The sequence below is a fragment of the Vibrio proteolyticus NBRC 13287 genome (assembly GCF_000467125.1).
Classification (GTDB): domain Bacteria; phylum Pseudomonadota; class Gammaproteobacteria; order Enterobacterales; family Vibrionaceae; genus Vibrio; species Vibrio proteolyticus.
This window is the reverse complement of the sequence record NZ_BATJ01000003.1, coordinates 56,247-80,485: the sequence shown is the minus strand read 5'-3', so window position 1 is coordinate 80,485 and position 24,239 is coordinate 56,247. Positions and strand designations below refer to the sequence as shown.

Below are 24,239 nucleotides of genomic sequence, written 5' to 3'. Positions count from 1 at the left end.
AACCAACATGAAAAAGAGTGTAATTGCATTACTGGGTTTGGCCGTGATTCTGGGCGGTTGTTCGAACCGCGTCAGCTATGGTGATGCACAGGCTGTAGAAACAACCACCATCGATTTTGGTTCGACGGATCTGCAGAAAATTGCCGGTGAGATGGTAGACAGTATGTTGTCTTCCGGTTCAGTGGCGGCAATCACCAGCAACTCTCGTCCCATCGCGTTTGTTGACAGCATCAAGAACAAAACCAGCGAGCACATTGATACCGAGTCCATCACAGACACCATCAGCACAAAAATGCTGAATTCGGGTAAGTTCCGTTTTGTGGATATGGATCGTGTGGAATCGGTACGTAAGCAACTGAACTTCCAGAACAACGATCAACTGGTGAACCAAAGCACCGCGATTCAGTTTGGTAAAATGGTCGGCGCGCAGTACATGTTGTACGGCAACCTGTCCAGCATCGTGAAGTCTGCAGGTAGTGACAAAGACGTCTACTACAAAATGACCATGCGTTTGATGGATCTGGAAACGGGTCTGATTGAATGGGCGGACGAAACAGAAATTCGTAAGCAGGCATCGAAGAGTTTGCTGGGTCTGTAATCATTGCTAGGATCTCGCCGATGGCAAGGATGTCATGGAAAGAGGCGTGTCAGCTCGACACGTCTCTGGTTAGTTTAGATTCGTTCTTTCATCGGGCCCCTGAGTTCGCTCAAACACTGACCGGGGGCCTGACTAATCGTTGTTGGAAAGTGGTGCTTCCCTCTGGTCAGGCGTACGTCTGGCGGCCTATCACCCCAATCACTAAGGCGTTTTCCATTTCACGCCATCAGGAATATCAGATTCTTAAAGCCATTGAGCCCTCGGGCATTGCACCTGCGCCTTCGCTGGTCAATGACCAGGGACTGCTGGTCGAATGGGTTGACGGCGAAGCCTTACATCAGGGTATGGCGGTCGCCAGCTTGGTAGAGACACTGGCCGCAGTGCATGATCTGGACATTCATCGCATTCCCGTTGCGCCTTTTAACTTTACAGCACGTGTTGACCATTACTGGATGCAGCTAGACAGCGAGCGCAAAACTGAGCGCGTGACGGATATCTATCAACGTTGGCGCAGCGCGCCAAATCTGCGGGATGTAGGTAAAGTGTTGTGCCATTTCGATTTGGCCGGTTACAACTTGGTTTCCACCCAGACCGGGACGCGAGTAATCGACTGGGAGTACGCGTCACTGGCCGATCCGAGATTGGATCTTACCCTGACCATCGGTGCGGCGGACTTACCGATGCTGGAAGCCATCCAGTTATATTGCCAACAGCGGGACATACAAGAGTGGGATGATTGGGTAGAAGGCGTGATGGCCTGGCAGCCACGAACACAGATGATGGCAATGCTCTGGTATCTATTGGCTCACCAGCTCTGGGGGGAAGAAAGCTATGGTCTGGCAGCGCAGCAGTTGGAAGCGTCGTTTTGCAGTTGAGATCACTGTTTGTCTTTAATGACTTATAAAAAATAGGGGCTTAGCCTTTTCACGCACAACATTCGTGATAAATTGGGTGTTCAGGGAGGACACACACATGATTATTTATCTACACGGCTTTGACTCCACCAGTCCGGGTAATCACGAGAAAGTACTGCAACTGCAATTTATCGATGATGATGTCCGGTTCATCAACTACAGCACTTTGCACCCGAAACATGATATGCAGCATTTGCTGAAAGAAGTGCACAAAGTCATTGAGCAGTCCGGCGACACTGAGCCTATGATCTGTGGCGTGGGGTTGGGGGGATACTGGTCAGAGCGCATTGGTTTCTTGTGCGGCATCAAACAGGTGATGTTTAATCCCAATCTGCATCCTGAGATCACGATGCAGGGGCGCATTGATCGGCCGGAGGAGTATGAAGACATCGCGACCAAATGTGTGAGCGATTTTCGCCACAAAAATCAAAGCCGTTGCCTGGTGATATTGTCCCAACAAGACGAGGTGCATGATAACCGCAAAACGGCCAGTGAGCTTGAGGCGTATTACGACATCGTCTGGGATGAAACTCAGACGCATAAATTTAAGAAAATCTCACAACATCTTCAGGCAATGAAAGCATTCAAACAAGCTTAATATCCTGTCGTATTAATTGCTTAGCGAGGGTTGCTCCCTCGCAGGCTCGTTCCGGTTTTCCCTGACGCATCACACCATTCAGACAGAAATTGCAGAACTTTCATGCAATTTACTTCTTTATCCGTTATATCCCTACCAAGGCTAGTGAATTTCATGCAATATAAGGTTGCGCAGTGAATTTTGCTCTATATAATGACTTTACTATAAATATTTTGATAAATATCAACAAAATTTGAGAGCAAGACAGAAACTTGCCGAAAATTGAGCTTGGGTCTCGCTTTTACTCCATTGCGTGTCGTTGCTTATCTCTAGAAAGACAAATTTTAAAAATTTTATCGGTTGGAGCGCCGGTTGCTGTTTATCCATCATGCAGCCTTTGGCCTCGGGCCGACACCCATTTATCGACATTTTTAGAGGATCAATACTGTGACGCGAATTATCGTTGTAGGCGGTGGCGCTGGTGGCCTGGAACTGGCAACCAAACTGGGGCGAACCCTAGGGCGCAAAAAACGAGCAAAAATCACCCTGGTGGATCGAAAAGCCAGTCACTTGTGGAAACCCTTGTTGCACGAAGTGGCGACCGGTTCTCTGGATGAAGGCGTGGATGCCCTGAGCTATCTGGCGCATGCCAAGAATCACAGCTTTGACTTCCAACTGGGCAGTCTGGCCGATATCGACCGTGAACGAAAAGTGATCACCCTGAGCGAGCTGCGCGACAGCAACAATGAATTGCTGATGCCCGGACGTGAATTGGAATACGACATTCTGGTGATGGCGATTGGCTCGACGTCAAACGACTTTAACACGCCAGGTGTACGTGAGCACTGTATCTTCCTCGACAGCCCAGAGCAGGCAAGTCGTTTCCGCACGGAAATGAATAATGAATTCCTTAAGTTGCATGCCAAAGAAGGCCATGGCACCGTGGACATTGCGATTGTTGGCGGTGGCGCGACTGGCGTAGAGCTGTCAGCTGAGCTGCATAACGCAATCAAAGAGCTGCACAATTACGGTTTCGGCGATCTGGACTCCAGTAAACTGAACGTTAATTTGATTGAAGCTGGTGAACGTATTCTTCCTGCATTGCCACCTCGAATCTCTTCCGCGGCGCATCATGAGTTGACTAAGCTGGGCGTAAACGTACGCACGGCGACGATGATCACTCAGGCCGAGGCTGATGGCCTAGTGACAAAAGACGGCGAGAAGATCCCAGCTCAGATTATGGTCTGGGCGGCAGGTATTAAGGCACCGGATTTCATCAAAGATATTGGTGGCCTTGAGACCAACCGGATCAACCAACTGGTGGTCAAAGAGACGCTGCAGACAACACGTGATGACGACATTTTCGTGATCGGTGATTTGGCTCAGTGTACGCAGCCGGATGGTTCGTTTGTACCACCGCGAGCTCAGGCTGCGCACCAAATGGCCAGCCGCGCATTCAGCAACATTGTTGCCAAGCTCAGTGGGCGTGAGATGAAGCCGTATATCTATAAAGATAAAGGTTCTTTGGTTTCACTCAGCCGTTTCTCAACGGTCGGTAGCCTGATGGGCAACCTGACCAAAGGCTCGATGATGGTTGAAGGTCGCATTGCGCGGGTAGTGTACATTTCACTGTATCGACTGCACCAGATGGCGCTGCATGGGTTCTTCAAAACGGCGCTGATTGTGCTAATGGGCAGGATCAACCGGGTGCTACGTCCGACCCTCAAATTGCATTAATAAAAAAGAGCTCTTCGGAGCTCTTTTTTGTGGGTCAGGCCTTTAATTAAGGCAGTACTGAGAACACCATACCCTCTCTCGGCTGATTATTGAACACGTAGCGATTTTGGGCTGTCACTTCATACTGAGCACCACACGCCAGAGCGAGTTTCTGACTGGGCAGGTTGGCTGGGTCACACACAATTTCGACTCGGGTGACTTTCAATTTTTCAAAGCAAAAATGAATCAGTGCCTGCAGCGCTTCACTGCCGTATCCGTTGCCCTGATGGGCGTCAGCAATCCAGTAACCTAAACTGACCATATTGAAGGTATGATACATCTCGTTGATGGCCACCATGCCAAGCAGTTGATCGTCAGAGCGGCGGAAAACACCAAACCCATAGGCTTCGCCTTTGACCCAGTTAAGTCGGGTGGCGAGCAGGAAACGCTCGGCTTCTTTGGCACTGAAATCGGCGCGACACCAATCAACCCATTGATGCAGGGAAGGGGAGTGTTGAATGGCGTGGCAAAGTGTCTGAGTCTGGTCGGGTTCAATTAGCTTGAGAACCAGACGGGATGAGATGATTTGGAAATCCGGGCTCATGGTATTCGATAAATAATCGCCCTCCAGAGAGGGCGAATACGTTAGCCTGCGCGACGAACCTGGATAATCATGCCCATCAATGGGTTATCCAGATAGTGGATCTCGCCGCTGCGCATGCGACGTTTCTGATCCATGCGGTAGCTCTTCAGGAACTTAAGTTCTTCAACCGTTGGTGTGACGTCTTCCAGGTTGCCAACCTGTACGGTGTCCCCGTTGTCAAATTCCGCCATGGGCTTTTGCGGTAGCATGATCTCTTTGACCACCGGCTCTTTGACGTCCAGCATCACATCGGCATACAGATAGTGTTCCACATACACCTGCATTCTGCCGTCCAGTTGGTAAACCGGGCCGTTTTGAGTCTCTTCGCTGACACCGTCAATACTGGTGAGTGCGGTGCTGCCTTTCGGGCTACCATCTACGTTGTACTGGCTAGAGTAGTTCTTGCCGCCTTGAATATGAAAAACCGGTGCAGATAGGCGACCCCGACCGCTCTGGCGCCATGCGGTGTGCATCAGCACCTGGAAGCCAGCGTGGTTGCGCAGAGCTTGCTCTTGTGGATTAAGGCGGTACGAAGAGCTTGGTAACAGCTGCACGCCTTTTTGAGCGCGATAGTTGGCATCGTTCAAGTTGCCAGCGTTGTCCATGCTGATAACCGGCAGTTGATCAGGCCAGGATTCCGTGGTCTGTTCCGCATTCACGGTACGCTTAAATATGATCACTTCTATATCAAATTGTCGGGCCATGGTCGGCAAAGAGACAAAAAAGAGTAGTAGTGGGATCAGCTTTTTCATTTCGACTCCGTCGTAGGTGCAGGGCACCTGAATTTAAACTTGGATACTTATCTGTTATGCGCTGGGCAACAAGTTTTGTTGAAACTCAGTCAGCATATCTGAAACAAATTGGATACGCTTGCGTCTGTCGACCAATGGTACCGCAAACTTAAACTTGGTTGGGCCTTCCATCGCAAATTTTTGTGGCTGTGATTGCAATAGTTTAACCAAAAACACTGGATTTATGTCAGCGTCCGGATAGAACTCGATGAAGCCACCCTTATCGTGCGCTTCAATCTTTCTCACTTTCAGCATGGCCGCGTCCAGCTTGAGTTCAGTGACAGAAAGCAAATTTTTGGTCGCGTCCGGCAGCAAGCCAAAGCGATCTATCAGTTCTACTTTCAGCTCTTCCAATTCTTCATTGCTCGACACGCTGGCGATTTGTTTGTACATCGACAGGCGCGTGTTCACATCCGGAATATAATCATCGGGCAACAGTGCGGGTAAGCGCATTTCGACTTCGGTCTGCTCGCGCAGCAACTCATCCAAAGAGGGCTCTTTGCCTTCACGCAGAGCGTCGACTGCTTGTTCCAGCATCTCCATATACAGGGTGAAGCCGACCGACTGGATTTGTCCGCTCTGCTCATCGCCCAGTAATTCACCCGCTCCGCGGATTTCAAGATCGTGTGTTGCCAGCGTGAAGCCGGCGCCCAAATCTTCCAAAGAGGCGATCGCATCAAGCCTTTTGATCGCGTCTTTGGTCATGGCTTTCGGGTGTGGAGTCAACAGATAGGCATAAGCCTGATGGTGCGAGCGACCGACGCGGCCACGCAGTTGGTGCAACTGAGCCAGGCCGAGGTGATCGGCGCGATCCATGATGATCGTGTTGGCGGTCGGCACATCAATGCCAGTTTCAATGATGGTGGTACATACGAGCAGATTAAAGCGCTGGTGATAGAAATCATTCATGATGCGTTCCAGCTCGCGTTCGCGCATCTGACCGTGAGCCGTGGTAATACGCGCTTCGGGGATCAGTTTTTCCAGGTCAGCGGCTACTTTTTCTATGGTGTCAACCTGATTATGCAGGAAGTAAACCTGGCCACCGCGCATGATCTCACGCAGAACCGCTTCGCGGATGATGCTGTCGTCCCGCTCACGCACAAAGGTTTTGATGGCCAGACGCCGCGCCGGTGGCGTTGCAATAATCGACAGGTCGCGCATGCCACTCATCGCCATGTTGAGGGTCCGTGGGATAGGGGTGGCGGTCAGAGTCAGAATATCGACGTCAGCGCGCATCGCTTTCATCTTTTCTTTCTGGCGCACTCCAAAACGGTGTTCTTCGTCTACGATCAACAGGCCGAGGTCTTTAAAACGAATATCGCTCGAAAGCAGCTTGTGTGTGCCAACCACCAGATCGACTTTCCCGTCTTCAATGTCTTGAAGAATCAGTTTCTGCTCTTTGGCCGATTTAAATCGTGACAGTACTTCGACCCGGATGGGCAAGTTAGCAAATCGGTCGCGGAAGTTTTCAAAATGTTGTTGTGCCAGCAGTGTGGTCGGTACTAACACGGCCACTTGTTTGCCATTGTCGGTGGCCACAAACGCCGCCCGCATCGCCACTTCGGTCTTGCCAAAACCCACGTCGCCACACACCAAACGATCCATGGCTTTGGGTTGGCACATATCTGACATTACCGCGTTAATCGCCATTGCCTGATCATCGGTTTCCTCAAACGGGAATCCGGCTTTGAACGTCGCGTACTGGCCGCGGTCGAGCGCAAACTTATAGCCTGGTTTCAGCTCGCGTTTGGCGTACACATCCAACAGCTCTGCCGCCACATCACGCACTTTTTCCGCAGCGCGGCGACGAGCCTTCGCCCAGGCTTCTCCGCCGAGTTTATGCAGTGGTGCGGCTTCTTCGGCGCCACCAGAATAACGGCTGATAAGGTTGAGTGACGCAACCGGGACATATAATTTGGCGTCGTTTTGATACTCAAGCGTTACGTACTCGGTGGTCATGCCACCCGCTTCCAGCGTTTGCAGGCCAATGTAGCGGCCAATACCATGATCAATGTGGACCACGGGTTGCCCGGGTTTGAGTTCGGCCAGATTACGGATAACCGCGTCACTGTTGGTTACTTTGCGGTCTTTGCGACGTCGTTGAATGACGCGATCGCCCAGTAAATCGCTTTCACAGATAAACGCGATGTCCGCCAGAGAATGAATGAAGCCGTGCTCGCTGGCGCCCAGTACCAGAGTAAAACGTTCCGGGCTGTGCAGCGCTTCGTGCAATGATGCGCAAGCGACAGGACGCAGTTTAATGCGCTGCAGTAACTCCAGCAGGGCTTCTCGGCGTCCTTCCGATTCAACTGAGAAGATCAGTTTGCCGCTAAAGGACTCACTGAACTGGCGCAGCGCTGCGAGAGGCTCTTTGTTCTGATGCTGTACGGCCAGCTCCGGCAGTGCTTCCAGAGGCGGATTGATTCGCCCGGCCTTTTCACTGACGCTCTCCGCGGACAACACAATTTGCGGCAGCGACTTGAACTGTGCGTACAGTTCATCTTTCTTCAGCCACAATTCATGCGGTGGCAATAGAGGGCGGAGTGGGTCTACCTTACGCTGGTCGTAGCGATAATCGACATCATTGAGGAAGGTATCAATGGCAGACTCGATATCGCCAACGGCAATCAATTGGCTGTCGTCGGCGATGTAGTCGAATAAGGTTTCACTATGATCAAAGAACAGCGGTTGCCAGTATTCAATCCCGGCTGGCCAGGTGCCTTTGGAAACTTGCATATACACTGACTCTGGCTCGCGACGAGCTTCGAACCGCTGACGCCAGCGAATCCGAAATTCTTCAATGGCCGATTCGCTGGTGGGGAACTCGTGTGCTGGCAGCAGACGGATCTGCGCGATGTCTTCAATGGAGCGCTGCGTTTCCGGATCAAAAGTCCGTATCGTATCGATCTCATCATCAAAAAAATCGATTCGGTAAGGATCGCTCGATCCCATCGGAAACAGATCCAGAATGGAACCGCGACTGGCGTATTCGCCCGGACCAAAGACCTGATCGACATGACGGTAGCCGGACTTTTCCAGTTGCAGGCGCAGTTTCTCTAAAGAATAGAGATCGCCGGTTTTGACCATCAGCGTATGCTGCATCAAAAATTCGCGCGGCGACTGACGTTGTAACAATGTACTGACCGGCACAATGGTGATACCGCGGGTTTGCGTCGGCAGCTGATACAGACGGGCTATCCGATCTGAAATGATTTCCTGGTGTGGTGAGAAGTTGTCGTATGGCAGCGTTTCCCAATCCGGAAACAGTGCGACTTCACTCTCACTGAACTGTTCGATTTCCTGCTGCAATTTGAGGGCGGTCTGTGGATCCGGGACCGCCAGCAGCGTATGGCTGCTGTGTTGCGCTGCCAGCTCGGCGATCGCCAGTGCCAGACTGGCGCCCTGAAGATTGCCGACGTGTTTTTTGTCTCCGGCGCCGCTTGGGTTGGCCAAAGCAAGTAAGTGGGATGTAGTCATGGTAATGCTTATTGTTTTTCTCGGGTTAAAGAGCGCTGACGCAACAGTTTTTGTTGTTGGAAAAGCGCGGCTTTAATCAGCAGATCCTGGTCGCTGTCTCTGAGGCGTTCATATTTCATCGTGATCAGGAAGTCATTCTCCTGAGCGTCACAGCCCGTTACGCGGCCATAACAATAGATCGCTGCCGAAGGATGTTCCAGAAATAGTTTCACTCGGGCCTGCATGTCAGTTGGCATCGCTTGTGCGCTACGAAACGTAAACTGACTGGCACCAAATGACTCGGTGGTATAACGATACCTGGGATCATCCTGTTGTGACAGCATGTACGTCAGCAGCAGGTTCAGTTTGGCGTTTTGATTTTCCAGCAGTTCCACGATTTGGCGGATATCTTTGTTCTGCATATCCAGGCGAGCGTGTTCATTGGCTTGCTCAAGATGACAAAACTCACTGGCCACTTTGAACGGAACGGGAATTTCAGCGTCGAAGTCATTACAGGAAGGAAGCGTGACACCGTCATCCAATGGTTCAACATTGGCGGTCATGTGATGATGGACGGTGAAATATTCTTGATCGGACATACGTATCTTCCTTTGTCTAATGATCTGATTATCGACATACCGGTCAACTTATCAAGGTATGTCGTTACTATTCACAGACTTAATTACGTAATTTAACGCTGAATTGGCAAAATAGGGCTACATATGCGCGAGATTAATCGTTACAGTAGCGATAATTTTTATCTAGGTTGACTAGTTATGTTTCACCCAATTTCGACTTTTATCGGTCTGCGCTACCTGAGAGGGCGCTCAGGCGACAGGTTCAGTCGGTTTGTTTCTTATATGTCCACCGCAGGCATCACCATTGGTGTGATGGCGTTGGTGACCGTTCTGTCGGTCATGAATGGCTTTGAAGCACAGCTTAAAAGCCGGATTCTTGGTGTCTTGCCTCAGGCTGTGATTGCGCAAGGCGATGATCGCACCAGCTATACTGCCGAACCGCCGGCATTTATTACCTCGTTGTCAGCGGCAAAGAAGCCAGAGCCTATTGTACGCAGTGAAGCGGTCATTCAAAGCGCGTCAGAGTTGAGCGCAGGCTTGATGGTTGGGATTGAGCCCGGTGATGATGACCCGATCGAAAACTATCTGATAGCTGGCCGGATATCGGCGTTGCAGCCGGGTAAGTATCAGGTTTTCCTTGGCCATACCCTGGCGCGTAACCTGAACGTTTCGCTGGGCGATAAAGTCCGCCTGATGGTTACCAGTGCCAGTCAGTTTACCCCGTTGGGCCGGATTCCGAGCCAACGTAACTTTACCGTTGCCGGAATTTTCAATACCGGCTCTGATGTCGATGGCCAGCTAATGGTGACACACCTGCATGATGCAGGTCGCCTATTGCGCTTAAAATCCGATACCATTTCTGGCTGGCGCCTGTTCTTTAACGATCCGTTTGTCGTCAGTGAGCTGGCAACCAAATCGTTGCCGGACGGCTGGCACTGGAGTGACTGGCGTGAGCAGCGCGGCGAGTTATTTCAGGCCGTGCGAATGGAAAAGAATATGATGGGTTTGATGCTGGGGCTGATTGTCGGTGTCGCAGCATTTAACATCATCTCTGCGCTGATCATGGTGGTGATGGAGAAGCAGTCGGAAGTGGCTATTTTGAAAACACAAGGCATGACCAGCAATCAAATCCTGACGATTTTCATGGTGCAGGGGGCAAGCAGCGGCGTGATTGGTGCGGTTGTCGGTGGTGTCCTCGGTGTCGCACTGGCTGCCAATCTGAATACGTTGCTCGACACCATGGGCGTCGCGCTATTGTCCATTGGTGGAGAGCTGCCGGTGATGATCAGTCCATGGCAGATCTCGGTCGTGGTTTTACTGGCGGTTGCACTGAGCTTACTGGCTACCTTGTTTCCTTCTTACCGCGCATCTTCTGTTAAACCCGCTGAGGCTTTGAGATATGAATAACCTTTTACACTGTCACGATGTATGTAAGACCTACCGGGAAGGTGGGTTGGACACACAGGTTTTAAAAGGCGTCAGCTTTGACATCCAAGTAGGGGAGCTGGTCTCGATCATCGGTTCGTCCGGATCGGGCAAAAGTACGCTGCTGCACATTCTGGGCGCATTGGATGATGCGAGCCGGGGTGGGGTCACTTTTCTTGGCCACGATCTCTCGGCGCTGTCTTCCAATAAACAAGCCAAAATCCGCAATCAACATTTGGGGTTTGTGTATCAGTTTCACCATTTGCTGGCGGATTTTAGTGCACTCGAAAATGTGGCGATGCCGCTGTTGATCGGTGGCGCTAAGGTCAGCAATGCGAAACAGCAGGCCAGTGAGTTGCTGGAAAAAGTTGGTCTGGGGCATCGGATGGAACACCGCCCGGCAGAGCTGTCTGGTGGGGAACGTCAGCGTGTGGCGATAGCCCGTGCCTTGGTCAACAAGCCGGATCTGGTGCTGGCCGATGAACCTACCGGTAACCTGGACCATAAAACCGCACTGGCGATTTATGATCTGATGCGTGAGCTGAACAGGGAATCTGGTACCGCGTTTCTTGTCGTCACTCATGACGGTGAACTGGCGGCGAAAATGGATCGTCAGTTGCACATGCAAGATGGTCTGTTGCTGAACGTGGAGGTGGCGTAAGTGTTGTCCTCCCTGTCGTTGTTTATTGGCGGGCGTTTCAGCCGCGCCAAACAGCGTAACAAAATGGTGTCGTTCATCTCGCTGTCTTCCACCATCGGCATCGCTGTTGGTGTGGCGGTGATCATCATTGGTTTGTCTGCCATGAACGGTTTTGAGCGTGAGCTGGAAAATCGGGTTCTTTCCGTGATTCCTCACGGCGAATTTGAAGGGGTGCGTAGCCCGATTGAAGATTGGTCTTCGGTGATCAAACAGGCTGAACAACATCCACAGATCACCGCAGCAGCGCCCTACGTGAAATTTACCGCACTGGCAGAAAAAGGCCAAAAACTCAAAGCGATAGAAGTACGTGGCGTGGATCCCCAAAGTGAAGCGACTGTGTCAAAAATTGCTGAGTTCGTCGACCCGTCTGCCTGGCAGGCATTTAAGCCGGGACAGAAACTGGCGATTTTGGGGCAGGGCGTAGCCGATTATCTCGGCGTGAAAAAGGGGGATTACCTGACCTTAATGATCCCGACCAGCAATACCACCAAGCAGGTGCAAGCACCAAAGCGAGTTCGGGTGCAAGTGGCAGGGTTATTGGCGCTCAATGGTCAGATCGATCATAACCTGGCGATGGTGCCTCTGGTCGATGCACAGCAGTACGCCAATATGGGCAGTGCGGTTACCGGGGTGTCGGTCAAAGTGTCCGATGTCCTCAACGCCACTCAGATCGTGCGTGAGGCGGGAAATACGCTTAACGTCTATGTGTATCTGCGCAGCTGGCAGCAGAAATTTGGTTTCCTGTATCGAGATATTCAGCTGGTACGTACCATTATGTATCTGGTAATGGTATTGGTGATTGGCGTCGCGTGCTTCAATATTGTCTCGACTCTGATGATGGCCGTTAAAGATCGCGCATCAGAAATCGCGATACTTCGCACAATGGGGGCCACTGACGGGTTAATTAAGCGCATATTTGTCTGGCAAGGCGTGTTCTCCGGTGTACTGGGGAGTGTTGTTGGCAGTGTGATTGGTCTGGCTGTAGCGTTCAACCTTACGCCGATGGTGAAAGCTCTGGAAAGCCTGATTGGGCATCAGTTTCTGTCTGGTGATATTTACTTTGTGGATTTTCTTCCCTCACAGGTGCATCTGGACGACGTTGTGTTGGTGTCAGGAACCGCCATCATACTGAGCCTGCTGGCGACCTGGTATCCCGCGTCACGAGCGAGCCGGCTCAACCCAGCCAGCGTGCTGAGTGGTAAATAACAAAAAAAGGACCATACGGTCCTTTTTTCATACTTGCTTAACGCTTTTTGCAGTCAGAAAAATATCCCTGATCGCAATTGTCTGTTTTCGGCCTTCTGTCACGTGAGGTGGTGAACTACCGTTGCTGACGTTTCTGCCAGCTTCTCACGACAGAGTAGCGCCACAAACCTTTAATGCCAAAGTAACCCACGATGGCACTGACCACGCCGCAAATCATGCAGCCGAGCAGGAATGGCGGTCCGATGGTTTGCATCTGGTGCAACAAAAATTCCCACGAAAGTTCGAAATGAAAAGGTTGTGGCGGGACATGCATCACCCAGGCGCCAAGTTTGTAAGCAAAATAGAACAGAACCGGCATGGTGATCGGATTGCTGACCCAGACCAGTGCAACGGACAGTGGCAGATTGACACCGCATGCAATCGCCAGTCCGGCTGACATGATCATCTGACTGGGGAGCGGAACAAACGCCATGAATAAGCCGACCGCAAATGCGCCGGCGGCAGAGCGGCGGTTTAAACACCACAGGTTCGGGTTGTACAGAACATTGCCAAAAATTTTCAATGCCTTCTGACGTTTGATGACCTCGTGATCTGGCATGAAACGCTTGATAAATTTTCTTGGCATGGGGCGATGACTCTCTTATCAAATTATTGGACGTTAGCTTCGTTCAGTCTCACACTCTTAACGTCACCACACTGGCTGACCCTGCCCTGTGGGTTGTGGTGTGTCCCTGTTCTGATCGTCTTGATAACAAGTCTGAAGTACAGAAAGTTAAGATGCCTGACAGGAAGTTTAGCTGCAATTCTCGTTATCCTCTTTCAAGGCAACGTACTGCGATGGCAAGCAGATTCTCTGTTCCTAGCAGGTCAGGATATTACCATAAAAGCCGACGTTGACAGCTTTTTTAAGCAAATAAGTCACGGATATGATGGAAAAGTGGTGATTACCGCCATCAATGGCCAACCCTTGTCGTACTTTCAGCAGCCACGTGTTCAGTTGATTGCGCCGCGTCCGCTAATGCCAGGTGAGGTAGTGACGGCGCAAGTGTCGTTGAAGAGTATGATCGGGCTCAGAAATGAAGTCGGTTTTGATCGCGAACGTTACGCGTTCAGTCAGCGCTTGTTGGCGCGTGCAGTGATTGTTAAAGGTTCATCCTGGTTCAGTGAATCATCCAATCACCTGCGCAGCCGGCTGTTCACACTGATTCGACAATCGTTAGCGGTCAGTCCGGAGCGTTCACTGTTGTTGGCTCTGACGTTTGGTTACCGAGGTGAGATTGAGCCTGACTTATGGCAGTCGCTGCGCAATAGCGGGCTGGCACATCTGGTGGCCATTTCCGGTTTGCACATCGGTATCGCTTTCTCCGTCGGGTTCATGATGGGCACGCTGTTGTTGCGGTTGTCGTATCGTGCGCTATTCTTGCCCTGGCTCCTGGGCTGCGTGGCGGCCGCTTGTTATGCCTGGCTGGCGGGGTTTTCGCTTCCCACCGAACGGGCGCTGATCATGTGTCTGCTCAATGTCTTGTTCTCGTTGCTGAACTTACGGGTGAGTCTGGTCGGGCGGATATTGGCGACGCTTGCGTTGGTGTTGCTGTGGGATCCGCTGGCTTCGCTGGCGGTCTCGTTTTGGTTATCCTTTCTCGCCGTCACGGTGGTGTTCACTTATCTGGCTCGCCAGTCTGTGACTGACAACCTATTCATCAGGCTGACGAAAATGCAACTCTGGCTGGTGACTTGTATGCTGCCAGTCAGTTTATGGTTTTTCGATGGCATTACCCCGGCCAGCGCTTTGTATAACCTCATTTTTGTGCCCTGGTTTTCCTTTTTTGTTGTGCCCTTAACCTTAGCCGGGCTGACGTTCAGTGCGGTGCTACCCGATACAGCGACGGTGCTTTGGAACGGCGTTGCCTGGACGCTGAAACCGGTTATCTACGCGATTGACTGGGTGGGAGAGCTCTGGTGGACACTCAACGCGGTTTGGATTCTGAGATTCGGGATGATGTTTGTCGTGGCACTGTTGTGGCCCTTGCTGAGTGGCTCTGCGCGACTCTGGCTGTTGATGCTGTGTGTGATGGCGGGCTGGTTAGCCGACAGGCCGCAAAGCGTGAACCGATGGCGTCTGGATGTCCTGGATGTCGGCCATGGCCTCGCTGTGGTGATCGATAAAAATCGCCGGGCCATTGTTTATGATACCGGTTTGGCGTGGGAAAACGGCAGTATGGCCGATGCGGTGATTTTGCCGTTGCTGCGTAAACGCAATATTCGCTCTCTGGACGGACTGATTCTCAGTCACATGGACTCCGATCACTCGGGTGGCTGGCAACAGATTCAACGTGCATGGTCACCGGGTTGGATTCGTGCCAGCCAGGACTCTCCCGTTTTTTCACCATGCATTGCTAAGCAAACCTGGCGGTGGAACGACCTGGACTTTGAGGTATTGTGGCCGCAACGAGGGGTGATGCGCGCGTACAATTCGCACTCGTGCGTCTTGCGCTTAAGCGATCCTGTTTCCGGCGTCAGGGTGTTGTTGACGGGTGACATTGATGCACTGGTCGAGTGGATGCTGGTCCGTCACCCGCAGTTATTGCGCAGTGAGATAGTGATTGTGCCGCATCATGGGAGTAAAACTTCGTCAATCCAGCCGTTTGTCGATGCGGTCGGGGCTCATTATGCTTTTGCCTCTTTAGCTCGGGACAATCGCTGGGGAATGCCTGCGGATCAGGTGGTATCGCGTTATCAGGCGGCGGGTACCACTTGGTTGGACACGGGTCACAATGGGCAAATTTCGCTCTTGGTTGAGCAAGGCCAGTGGCGGGTGGAAAGCCTGCGACAAAGCGAGTCTTGGTATAGGCATATCTTGCGGAAGCGAGTAGAATAGGAAGATTAATACAATCAAAAGTACCATTCGTATATGTCATTGAATCAAGACGAGACCACCTGGCAGACGTTCCGTCGCTTGTGGACTTACATCCGCTTATACAAAGCGGGACTGGGTGTGGCGGTTGTCGCCCTGGTGATCAACGCTATCGCAGATACTTACATGGTTTCTCTGCTCAAACCGCTGCTTGATGAAGGGTTTGGCGACACTCAATCCAATTTTCTCAAAATTCTGCCATTCATCATTTTTGGCATGATGTTGGTGCGCGGTGTGAGTAGCTTTGTTTCTGACTATTGCCTAAGCTGGGTTTCTGGCAACGTGGTCATGCTACTTCGCCGAAAAATATTCAATCATTTCATGCATATGCCTGTGTCTTTCTTTGACAGAGAGTCCACCGGAGGCTTGCTTTCACGCATCACTTATGACACCGAGCAGCTGGCAGGAGCGACCAGCAAAGCGTTGGTGAGTATTGTACGTGAAGGTGCCAGCATCATTGGTCTGCTGACCCTGATGTTTTGGAACAGTTGGCAGTTATCACTGGTTCTGCTGGTGGTTGCGCCTCTGGTCGCTTGGGCGATTGGGATCGTTTCTAAGCGTTTTCGCAAGATTTCCAAGAACATGCAAACCACGATGGGCCATGTTGCAACTTCCGCTGAACAAATGCTGAAAGGCCACAAAGTGGTGCTGAGTTACGGTGGTCAGGATGTCGAAAGCGCACGGTTTGACTCAGTCAGTAACCGCATGCGCCAGCACTCAATGAAGTTAGTGTCAGCGCAGGCTATCGCCAACCCGGTGATTCAGATTATCGCCTCTATTGCGCTGGTTACGGTACTTTTCTTGGCGAGTGTGGACTCCATCCGTGAAACGCTCACTCCGGGGACATTTACGGTCGTGTTCTCGGCGATGTTTGGTTTGATGCGCCCGCTGAAAGCGCTAACCAACGTGACGTCGACATTCCAGCGCGGTATGGCAGCAAGCCAAACACTGTTTGCTCTGATCGATCTGGATACGGAGCAGGACAACGGTGATTACGAAATCAAGCAAGTGCGTGGCGATATTGAAGTGAAACACGTGACGTTCACGTACAGCGGTAAAGAAAAACCGGCGCTGCGAGATGTCAGTTTCAATATCCCACCGGGCAAAACCGTGGCTCTGGTTGGGCGGTCTGGCTCAGGTAAGAGTACCATTGCGAATCTGTTTACTCGTTTCTATGACGTCGATTCTGGTTCGATACTGCTTGATGGCCACGATATTCGTGAATACAAGTTGACTAACCTGCGTCAGCATTTTGGTCTGGTGTCGCAGAACGTGCATTTGTTCAATGACACCATCGCCAACAACATCGCCTATGCGGCGAAAGAGCAATACAGCCGTGAACAAATTGAACAGGCGGCCAAGCTGGCTCATGCGATGGAGTTTATTGACAATCTGGACGAAGGCCTAGACACCATGATTGGTGAAAACGGCGCCAGCTTGTCTGGCGGGCAGCGTCAACGTATCGCCATCGCACGTGCCTTGTTGCGTGATTCGCCGGTGCTGATTCTCGACGAAGCCACCTCGGCGCTTGATACAGAAAGCGAAAAAGCGATTCAGATGGCGCTGGATGAGCTGCAAAAAGATAAAACGGTGTTGGTGATCGCTCACCGACTGTCAACCATTGAAGCCGCCGATGAGATTCTGGTGGTGGATGAGGGTGAAATCATCGAGCGTGGTTCGCACGCTGAGTTGATAGCCAAAGATGGCGCCTATGCTCAGTTGCATCGTATTCAGTTTGGTGAGTAAGCGTGATTGAGAAAATCTGGTACGAAAATCATCCACTCAAATATCTGTTGTGGCCACTATTGTGGCCGCTAAGTCAGCTGTACCGCCATATCAGTGCTGGACGAAAACAGGATTATCAATCCGGCAAAAAGCACAGTTATCGGGCACCGGTTCCGGTCGTGGTCGTTGGCAATATTACCGCGGGTGGGAATGGGAAAACGCCGATGGTGGTGTGGCTGGTTGAGCGTCTGCAACAGCAAGGTTATACGCCCGGTGTGGTGTCCCGTGGTTATGGCGCTAAAGCGCCCCAGTATCCTCTGGTTGTCACGCCAGAAACGCCAGCGATTCACTGCGGCGATGAGCCTAAGTTGATTGCACAACGCACCGGGGCACCCGTTGCAGTGTCTCCGGTACGTAGCGACGCCGTAGACGCGTTGCTGCCATTAGGCGTTGATATCATCATTACCGACGATGGACTGCAGCACTATGCGTTGCAGCGTGACATTGAGATCAGTGTTATGGATGGTGCTCGCCGTTATGGCAATCAGTCTTTGATCCCGTTAGGACCACTGCGTGAGCCGCTCAATCGTCTTGAAGAGGTTGATTTTATCATCAACAACGGTGGTGACCCGCAGCCGGGTGAAATGGCAATGACACTTAGCCCGGGCCTGGCGGTGAACTTAACGCACGCCGACAAAACTTTGGTTAGTCAGTTGAAAGCGCTGGTGGCATTCGCCGGTATTGGTCACCCGCCGCGGTTTTTTGCCACGCTGGAAAAGCTGGGCGCTGATCTGGTCGTAACCAAAGGGTTCGCGGATCATCAGGAATATCAAGCGTCTGAGCTGGAAGCACTTGCAAGCCAGGGGACGAACGTCATAATGACAGAAAAAGACGCAGTAAAATGTCGTGAATTTGCAGCGGATAACTGGTGGTATTTACCAGTTGATGCCAGGTTTAGTGAACAGGATGAGCTGCGAATCTTAAATCGAATTAAAGAGGTTATGGAACAATATGGATCACCGTCTGCTTGAGATCGTTGCCTGCCCGGTATGTAAAGGCAAACTGACTTACGATAAAGACAGCCAGGAACTTATCTGTAAACTGGATCGTCTTGCCTATCCGATCAAAGATGGCATCCCGGTATTGCTCGAGCCTGAAGCGCGCACCATGTCGATGGATGAGGGAAGATAATGGCTTTTACCGTTGTTATCCCTGCACGCTATCAGTCTACTCGTTTACCAGGTAAGCCGCTTGCTGATATCGGTGGCAAACCTATGGTGCAGTGGGTTTATGAGCAGGCGAGACAAGCCGGGGCGGATCGTGTGGTTGTGGCAACCGATGACGTACGTGTACAACAAGCCGTCGAAGCGTTTGGCGGTGAAGTGTGCATGACCTCAGCCGAACACGAATCTGGTACCGAGCGTCTGGCGGAAGTGATTGAACGGCTGAAAATCGATGCCTCACACATTATCGTGAACGTTCAGGGCGACGAACCCCTGATCCCACCAACGATCATTGCTCAAGTGGCCAACAATTTGGCCAACAGTGACGCGCCAATGGCAACGCTGGCGGTTGAAATTAGCGATGAAGCGGAAGTGTTCAATCCCAATGCGGTTAAGGTCGTGACTGATAAAGACGGCTACGCGTTGTATTTCAGCCGCGCCACGATCCCATGGGATCGCGACCAATTTTCTTCGCAGCCGGCACATATTGCTCAGCCACTGATGCGGCATATTGGCATTTACGCTTACCGTGCTGGTTTCATTAACACGTATGTGAATTGGGCACCGTCGGCGCTGGAAAAAATTGAGTCTCTGGAGCAGTTGCGCGTGCTGTGGTACGGCGAAAAAATCCATGTGGCCGTTGCGCAAGAAGCGCCAGCAGCGGGCGTGGATACCCCAGAGGACTTGGATGCAGTGCGCAAAATTGTAGCCTCCAAGTGATTCGATCCAATAATAAAAAGCTCCCCTAGGGAGCTTTTTATTGGTTTGAGGGTGACCTTAAGTTTGACAATATACAAACTCAAATTTTGGTGTCGTAGTCATTGCGCTGCGGACACGTGGCTAAAATCTCTCTTCTTCCGGTATCTTTGACCTCTTCTAAAATGACGTCAAATCCCCACAAGCGGTAAAGGTGTTTCAACACTTCGTTATAGCTCTCATCCAGTGGAACGCGATTATGCGGAACGTACTGAAGGGTAAGAGAACGGTCACCGCGAACATCGACGTTATATACCTGAATGTTTGGTTCGAGGTTGCTGAGATTGTATTGGGCAGCGAGTTTTTCTCGGATCTGCCGGTAACCCATTTCATCATGGATCGCACTCACTTCAATGAAGTTTTTCCGGTCGTCATCGACAATGGAAAATAGCTTGAAGTCGCGGATCAACTTGGGTGACAGGTATTGACTGATAAAGCTTTCATCTTTGAAATTATGCATCGCAAAGTGAACGGCTTCCAGCCAGTCACTGCCAGCCAGATCCGGGAACCACTCTTTGTCTTCATCGGTCGGCTCTTCACAAATCCGTTTAATATCACGAAACATCGCAAAACCGAGCGCGTAAGGGTTGATACCGCTGAAATACGGGCTGTTGTAAGGCGGCTGCGCGACCACGCTGGTGTGGCTATGGAGAAACTCCAGAATGAATTTGTCCGATACCAGGCCCTCATCGTACAGATGGTTCAGAATGGTGTAATGCCAGAAGGTGGCCCAGCCTTCGTTCATTACCTGAGTCTGTTTCTGAGGGTAAAAATACTGACTGATTTTACGCACGATCCGGACGATCTCACGTTGCCAGGGCTCTAGCAGGGGAGCATGTTTTTCAATGAAGTACAGGATGTTTTCTTGCGGCTCGCTCGGAAAGCGTTGCTTCTGATCTTCCGCTTTAATTTTAGACTTTGGCACGGTTCGCCACAGCTCGTTGACTTGAGATTGAAGATACGCTTCACGCTCTTCCTGACGAGCTTTTTCTTCCGCAATGGAGATTTTTTCCGGACGTTTATAGCGGTCCACGCCGTAATTCATCAACGCGTGACACGAGTCGATCAGGGCTTCGACTTCCGTGACACCGTATTTTTCCTCGCATTCGACGATATAATTTTTCGCAAATAACATGTAGTCAATGATGGAGCTGGCATCAGTCCAGGCCTGGAACAGATAATTACCCTTAAAGAAGGAGTTGTGTCCATAGCTGGCGTGCGCCATAACCAGCGCCTGCATGGTTACTGAATTCTCTTCCATCAGGTAGGCGATACACGGGTCCGAGTTGATGACTATTTCGTAAGCCAGTCCCATTTGACCGTGTTTGTAGCCTTGTTCGGTTTGAATGAATTTTTTACCGAACGACCAGTGATTATAATTGATTGGCATACCAATACTGGAATAGGCATCCATCATCTGCTCTGACGTGATCACCTCAATCTGATTGGGGTAGGTGTCAAGGCGGTAGTGTTCGGCTACCCGCTTGATCTCTTTGTGATAACGCTCAAGCAGGTCGAACGTCCAATCGGGGCCATCCGGCAGGCACTTAGTGTTTTTTTTCGCTTTTGTTCTTGTGGTCGCTGTCATAACGGCCTCCCTAAGCGGTTTCTTTCCTGAATAGCTCCCTGAACACAGGGAAGATGTCGTCAACAGTGCGGATGTTTTTCATTGCAAAGTTGTCGAACTGGTTTTCTATTTTCTCGTATTCATGCCACAGCGTCTGATGGGATCGGCGGGTAATTTCAATATACGAGTAGTACTGACAGTTAGGCAGCAAGTTATTTACCAACAATTCTTTACAGCGTGGTGAGTCGTCTGCCCAGTTGTCGCCGTCGGATGCCTGGGCGGCATAGATGTTCCACTCGCCAACCGGGTAACGTTCCGCAATGATCTCCTTCATCAGTTTCAGAGCGCTTGAAACGATGGTGCCCCCGGTTTCCTGAGAGTAGAAGAATTCATGTTCATCGACTTCTTTGGCTTGTGTATGGTGACGAATGAACACAACATCGACGTTTTCGTAGGTCCGGGTTAGGAACAAATACAGCAGAACATAAAAACGTTTGGCGATGTCTTTGGTTGCCTGATCCATTGAGCCAGACACATCCATCAGACAAAACATCACTGCCTGGCTGGACGGAACCGGGCGTTTTTCGTAATTCTTGAAGCGCAGGTCGAAAGTATCGATAAATGGTACGCTTTCGATTTTTTGGCGTAGCTCTTGAATCTCTTTTCTCAGGCGTCGTTCTTCCAGAACCTGAGCTGGTTCTTGATTTTCAATTCGCTCCAGTTCTTCCTCTAACTCCTGGAGCAGACGTTTTTTGCTGGCAGTCATAGCCGTGCGGCGCGCAAGAGATTGCTGCAGCGAACGCACGATAGCAATGTTTGAGGGCATGCCTGCGGTTTGGTAACCCGAGCGATGGGTTTTCCATTCTGTGATTTTATTAATTTGGTTTTTTTCCAGATTAGGCAGCTCTAAATCCTCGAAGAGTATGTCGAGGTATTCGTCTTTTGAAATCTGGAATACAAATTCGTCCTGACCTTCGCCGTCCGGGCTGGCGTCGCCTTCTCCAGCTCCACCGCCTTGGCCGCCTCCTTTGGGGCGTTCAATTTTGTCGCCAGTGATGAACTGGTCGTTACCGGGATGAACACGCTCACGCATGCCGCCGCGGCCCTGGTGAAAGGTCGGTTCTTTGATGTCCCGGTGTGGAATAGACACATCTTCGCCGGTCTCGGTGTTCGTAATCGAACGACGATTGACTGCGTCTGCAACTGATTCTTTTATCTGGTCTTTATGACGGCGCAGGAAGCGTTGCCGGTTCACTGCACTTTTATTTTTGCCATTCAGACGTCTATCAATGAATTGCGCCATAAGTGACCCCTTAATGTCCGTATACACCTAGAAAGAGGCGGGTGCGAGTGCCCACGAGCACTCACACTGACCATGTCTCCGCGTTGTAGGTGCTGTTAAGAGGATTTACGTACGCGCAAATACCACTCAGACAACAACCTGACCTGTTTCTCGGTGTAGCCTTTCTCCATCATACGATTAACGAAATCGTCGTGTTTCTTCTGATCTTCCGAAGAGGTTTTGGCATTGAAGGAGATAACAGGCAGCAATTCTTCCGTGTTGGAGAACATTTTTTTCTCGATAACCGTGCGCAGTTTTTCGTAACTGGTCCACACCGGATTTTGCCCATTGTTGTTGGCGCGGGCACGCAATACGAAGTTAACGATCTCGTTACGGAAATCTTTAGGGTTGCTGATACCAGCTGTTTTCTCGATTTTTTCCAGTTCACTGTTGAGTGAGGCACGGTCAAACAACTGTCCGGTTTCTGGATCTCGGTATTCCTGATCCTGGATCCAGAAGTCTGCATAGGTAACGTAGCGGTCAAAGATGTTCTGACCGTATTCGGAGTAGGACTCAAGATACGCGGTCTGAATCTCTTTGCCGATAAACTCAATGTAGCGTGGTACCAGATACCCTTTCAGGAATTCCAGGTAGCGCTCAGCGGTTTCCTGTGGGAATTGCTCTCGCTCTATCTGCTGCTCAATGACGTAAAACAGGTGGACTGGGTTAGCCGCCACTTCCGTTTGGTCGAAGTTGAACACACGAGAAAGAATTTTGAACGCGAAACGGGTCGACAGGCCACTCATGCCCTCATCCACACCAGCGTAGTCACGGTATTCTTGGTAGCTTTTCGCTTTGGGATCGGTATCTTTCAGCGTTTCGCCGTCATACACCCTCATTTTCGAATAGATGGATGAGTTTTCTGGATCTTTCAGGCGTGACAGAATACTAAATTGTGCCAGCAAGCCAAGCGTGCTTGGCGAGCAGGGCGCTTGAGCCAGTTCGGAATGATCCAGCAGCTTCTGGTAGATTTTGACTTCTTCGGACACACGTAAGCAGTAGGGCACTTTAACAATGTACACCCGATCCAAGAAGGCCTCGTTGTTTTTGTTGTTGCGGAACGTCTGCCACTCTGATTCGTTGGAGTGCGCGAGAATCATACCGTCAAACGGCAGCGCCGAAAGTCCTTCGGTCCCGTTGTAGTTGCCTTCCTGTGTGGCGGTTAGCAATGGGTGCAGAACTTTGATCGGTGCTTTGAACATTTCGACAAATTCCATTAACCCTTGGTTGGCTTTACACAGGGCACCGGAGTAACTGTACGCGTCGGGATCGTCTTGTGAATAGTGTTCCAGTTGACGAATATCGACTTTACCCACCAAAGATGAAATGTCCTGGTTGTTCTCATCACCAGGCTCCGTTTTAGCTATGGCGACCTGATCCAGAATCGATGGACGAACTTTCACCACTTTGAACTTAGAGATGTCGCCACCAAACTCATGCAGGCGTTTGGCCGCCCAAGGAGACATGATCGAGCGAAGATAGCGTTGCTCGATACCGTATTCTTGCTTGAGCAGCTCACCGTCCTCATTGACGTCAAACAGACAAAATGGGTGGTCGTTAACCGGGCTGCGCTGGCCGTTCGCGGATAGCACATAAATAGGAAGTTGCTGCATTAACGCTTTCAACTTCTCGGCCAGTGATGATTTACCGCCCCCGACAGGACCAAGTAAGTACAGGATTTGCTTGCGTTCTTCGAGACCTTGTGCAGCGTGTTTTAGGTACGACACAATTTGTTCAATTGAGTCCTCCATGCCATAAAAGTCCTGAAAAGTTTTGTAGCGGGAGATGACCCGGTTCGAAAACAGCCGGCTGAGGCGGGGATCGTGTGAGGTATCGACGAGCTCGGGCTCACCGATAGCCATTAGAAGGCGCTCAGCGGCGTTCGCGTAGGCACTTTTGTCCTCTTTACACAGCGCCAGGAAGTCTTGTATGGATAACTCTTCATCCTTGGCAGCTTCGTAGCGTGCTTGATAGTGGTCGAAAATACTCATAATCAATTCCCCTCTGAACCTGTCACAGTGACAAACAACTCGCAATGGACTACAAATCCTTTACTTCTAAGACTAGTTGGTATTTGTAATTTTGCTTAAAAAATATGTGTTTATTTA

General features: G+C 50.9%; 20 protein-coding genes. 12 read left to right on the top strand and 8 right to left on the bottom strand.

The window, feature by feature from the left end; all coding sequences use genetic code 11:
- Nucleotides 1–7 precede the first annotated feature (7 nt).
- From lpoB to VPR01S_RS04640, 4 genes are all read left to right on the top strand, one after another.
- Nucleotides 8–598 (top strand): penicillin-binding protein activator LpoB, encoded by a 591-nt coding sequence (gene lpoB, locus VPR01S_RS04655; RefSeq protein WP_021704154.1) that lies wholly within the window; start codon nt 8–10, stop codon nt 596–598.
- Nucleotides 599–618: 20 nt separating this feature from the next.
- Entirely contained in the window at nt 619–1,473 is an 855-nt protein-coding gene (locus tag VPR01S_RS04650; RefSeq protein WP_021704153.1) for a phosphotransferase, read from the top strand.
- Nucleotides 1,474–1,570: 97 nt separating this feature from the next.
- A complete protein-coding gene (gene ycfP, locus VPR01S_RS04645; RefSeq protein WP_021704152.1) occupies nt 1,571–2,110 on the top strand; it encodes an alpha/beta hydrolase YcfP in 540 nt (179 codons plus the stop codon).
- A gap of 426 nt (nt 2,111–2,536) precedes the next feature.
- The gene (locus tag VPR01S_RS04640) at nt 2,537–3,826 is read left to right on the top strand and encodes an NAD(P)/FAD-dependent oxidoreductase (RefSeq protein ID WP_021704151.1); all 1,290 of its coding nucleotides are present in this window, start codon (nt 2,537–2,539) and stop codon (nt 3,824–3,826) included.
- Nucleotides 3,827–3,872: 46 nt separating this feature from the next.
- Here the strand turns inward: VPR01S_RS04640 and VPR01S_RS04635 are convergent, their stop codons facing one another.
- The 4 genes from VPR01S_RS04635 to VPR01S_RS04620 are packed head-to-tail and all read right to left on the bottom strand — an operon-like array spanning nt 3,873 to nt 9,294.
- On the bottom strand, nt 3,873–4,409 hold the full coding sequence (locus tag VPR01S_RS04635; protein WP_021704150.1) for a GNAT family N-acetyltransferase: 537 nt from the start codon (nt 4,407–4,409) through the stop codon (nt 3,873–3,875).
- 41 nt (nt 4,410–4,450) lie between these two features.
- Entirely contained in the window at nt 4,451–5,200 is a 750-nt protein-coding gene (locus tag VPR01S_RS04630; RefSeq protein WP_021704149.1) for a peptidoglycan binding protein CsiV, read from the bottom strand.
- Between the two features lie 54 nt (nt 5,201–5,254).
- Nucleotides 5,255–8,716 (bottom strand): transcription-repair coupling factor, encoded by a 3,462-nt coding sequence (gene mfd / locus VPR01S_RS04625; RefSeq protein WP_021704148.1) that lies wholly within the window; start codon nt 8,714–8,716, stop codon nt 5,255–5,257.
- An 8-nt stretch (nt 8,717–8,724) separates the two neighbouring features.
- A complete protein-coding gene (locus tag VPR01S_RS04620) occupies nt 8,725–9,294 on the bottom strand; it encodes a hypothetical protein (protein WP_021704147.1) in 570 nt (189 codons plus the stop codon).
- A 177-nt stretch (nt 9,295–9,471) separates the two neighbouring features.
- Between VPR01S_RS04620 and lolC the strand changes: the two genes are divergently transcribed.
- From lolC to lolE, 3 genes are read left to right on the top strand one after another with little or no spacing between them, the layout of a single operon-like run.
- Nucleotides 9,472–10,680, top strand: a complete 1,209-nt coding sequence (gene lolC, locus VPR01S_RS04615; RefSeq protein ID WP_021704146.1) for a lipoprotein-releasing ABC transporter permease subunit LolC — start codon at nt 9,472–9,474, stop codon at nt 10,678–10,680.
- Nucleotides 10,673–11,359 (top strand): lipoprotein-releasing ABC transporter ATP-binding protein LolD, encoded by a 687-nt coding sequence (gene lolD / locus VPR01S_RS04610; protein WP_021704145.1) that lies wholly within the window; start codon nt 10,673–10,675, stop codon nt 11,357–11,359. Before lolC ends, lolD begins: the two co-directional genes overlap by 8 nt.
- Nucleotides 11,360–12,604 carry a lipoprotein-releasing ABC transporter permease subunit LolE gene (gene lolE, locus VPR01S_RS04605; RefSeq protein ID WP_021704144.1) on the top strand — a complete coding sequence of 415 codons (1,245 nt, stop codon included), beginning with the start codon at nt 11,360–11,362 and terminating at the stop codon, nt 12,602–12,604. It abuts the gene before it with no gap.
- Nucleotides 12,605–12,719: 115 nt separating this feature from the next.
- Here lolE and VPR01S_RS04600 read toward each other — a convergent pair whose 3' ends face one another.
- Complete coding sequence (locus VPR01S_RS04600) at nt 12,720–13,229, bottom strand: DUF2062 domain-containing protein (protein WP_021704143.1); 510 nt, start codon at nt 13,227–13,229, stop codon at nt 12,720–12,722.
- A 315-nt stretch (nt 13,230–13,544) separates the two neighbouring features.
- Between VPR01S_RS04600 and VPR01S_RS04595 the strand changes: the two genes are divergently transcribed.
- The 5 genes from VPR01S_RS04595 to kdsB are packed head-to-tail and all read left to right on the top strand — an operon-like array spanning nt 13,545 to nt 19,186.
- Complete coding sequence (locus VPR01S_RS04595) at nt 13,545–15,482, top strand: DNA internalization-related competence protein ComEC/Rec2 (RefSeq protein ID WP_052035728.1); 1,938 nt, start codon at nt 13,545–13,547, stop codon at nt 15,480–15,482.
- A gap of 33 nt (nt 15,483–15,515) precedes the next feature.
- Nucleotides 15,516–17,264, top strand: a complete 1,749-nt coding sequence (msbA, locus tag VPR01S_RS04590; RefSeq protein WP_021704141.1) for a lipid A ABC transporter ATP-binding protein/permease MsbA — start codon at nt 15,516–15,518, stop codon at nt 17,262–17,264.
- A 2-nt stretch (nt 17,265–17,266) separates the two neighbouring features.
- Complete coding sequence (gene lpxK, locus VPR01S_RS04585) at nt 17,267–18,274, top strand: tetraacyldisaccharide 4'-kinase (RefSeq protein WP_021704140.1); 1,008 nt, start codon at nt 17,267–17,269, stop codon at nt 18,272–18,274.
- Complete coding sequence (locus VPR01S_RS04580; RefSeq protein ID WP_021704139.1) at nt 18,255–18,434, top strand: Trm112 family protein; 180 nt, start codon at nt 18,255–18,257, stop codon at nt 18,432–18,434. Before lpxK ends, VPR01S_RS04580 begins: the two co-directional genes overlap by 20 nt.
- Nucleotides 18,434–19,186 carry a 3-deoxy-manno-octulosonate cytidylyltransferase gene (gene kdsB, locus VPR01S_RS04575; RefSeq protein WP_021704138.1) on the top strand — a complete coding sequence of 251 codons (753 nt, stop codon included), beginning with the start codon at nt 18,434–18,436 and terminating at the stop codon, nt 19,184–19,186. Before VPR01S_RS04580 ends, kdsB begins: the two co-directional genes overlap by 1 nt.
- Before the next feature lie 79 nt (nt 19,187–19,265).
- Here the strand turns inward: kdsB and VPR01S_RS04570 are convergent, their stop codons facing one another.
- The 3 genes from VPR01S_RS04570 to VPR01S_RS04560 all read right to left on the bottom strand — a co-directional run bounded on the left by VPR01S_RS04570 (nt 19,266) and on the right by VPR01S_RS04560 (nt 24,122).
- Nucleotides 19,266–20,810 carry a SpoVR family protein gene (locus VPR01S_RS04570; protein ID WP_021704137.1) on the bottom strand — a complete coding sequence of 515 codons (1,545 nt, stop codon included), beginning with the start codon at nt 20,808–20,810 and terminating at the stop codon, nt 19,266–19,268.
- Between the two features lie 10 nt (nt 20,811–20,820).
- Nucleotides 20,821–22,092, bottom strand: a complete 1,272-nt coding sequence (locus tag VPR01S_RS04565) for a YeaH/YhbH family protein (RefSeq protein WP_021704136.1) — start codon at nt 22,090–22,092, stop codon at nt 20,821–20,823.
- Nucleotides 22,093–22,187: 95 nt separating this feature from the next.
- Nucleotides 22,188–24,122, bottom strand: a complete 1,935-nt coding sequence (locus VPR01S_RS04560; protein WP_021704135.1) for a PrkA family serine protein kinase — start codon at nt 24,120–24,122, stop codon at nt 22,188–22,190.
- Nucleotides 24,123–24,239: the final 117 nt, after the last annotated feature.

Bases quoted from the DNA above. Each gene is read 5' to 3' on its own strand.
- lpoB (WP_021704154.1), top strand. From the start codon at position 8: ATGAAAAAGAGTGTAATTGCATTACTGGGTTTGGCCGTGATTCTGGGC.
- VPR01S_RS04650 (WP_021704153.1), top strand. From the start codon at position 619: ATGGCAAGGATGTCATGGAAAGAGGCGTGTCAGCTCGACACGTCTCTG.
- ycfP (WP_021704152.1), top strand. From the start codon at position 1,571: ATGATTATTTATCTACACGGCTTTGACTCCACCAGTCCGGGTAATCAC.
- VPR01S_RS04635 (WP_021704150.1), bottom strand. From the start codon at position 4,409: ATGAGCCCGGATTTCCAAATCATCTCATCCCGTCTGGTTCTCAAGCTA.
- VPR01S_RS04630 (WP_021704149.1), bottom strand. From the start codon at position 5,200: ATGAAAAAGCTGATCCCACTACTACTCTTTTTTGTCTCTTTGCCGACC.
- mfd (WP_021704148.1), bottom strand. From the start codon at position 8,716: ATGACTACATCCCACTTACTTGCTTTGGCCAACCCAAGCGGCGCCGGA.
- VPR01S_RS04620 (WP_021704147.1), bottom strand. From the start codon at position 9,294: ATGTCCGATCAAGAATATTTCACCGTCCATCATCACATGACCGCCAAT.
- lolC (WP_021704146.1), top strand. From the start codon at position 9,472: ATGTTTCACCCAATTTCGACTTTTATCGGTCTGCGCTACCTGAGAGGG.
- lolD (WP_021704145.1), top strand. From the start codon at position 10,673: ATGAATAACCTTTTACACTGTCACGATGTATGTAAGACCTACCGGGAA.
- VPR01S_RS04600 (WP_021704143.1), bottom strand. From the start codon at position 13,229: ATGCCAAGAAAATTTATCAAGCGTTTCATGCCAGATCACGAGGTCATC.
- msbA (WP_021704141.1), top strand. From the start codon at position 15,516: ATGTCATTGAATCAAGACGAGACCACCTGGCAGACGTTCCGTCGCTTG.
- VPR01S_RS04580 (WP_021704139.1), top strand. From the start codon at position 18,255: ATGGATCACCGTCTGCTTGAGATCGTTGCCTGCCCGGTATGTAAAGGC.
- kdsB (WP_021704138.1), top strand. From the start codon at position 18,434: ATGGCTTTTACCGTTGTTATCCCTGCACGCTATCAGTCTACTCGTTTA.
- VPR01S_RS04570 (WP_021704137.1), bottom strand. From the start codon at position 20,810: ATGACAGCGACCACAAGAACAAAAGCGAAAAAAAACACTAAGTGCCTG.
- VPR01S_RS04565 (WP_021704136.1), bottom strand. From the start codon at position 22,092: ATGGCGCAATTCATTGATAGACGTCTGAATGGCAAAAATAAAAGTGCA.
- VPR01S_RS04560 (WP_021704135.1), bottom strand. From the start codon at position 24,122: ATGAGTATTTTCGACCACTATCAAGCACGCTACGAAGCTGCCAAGGAT.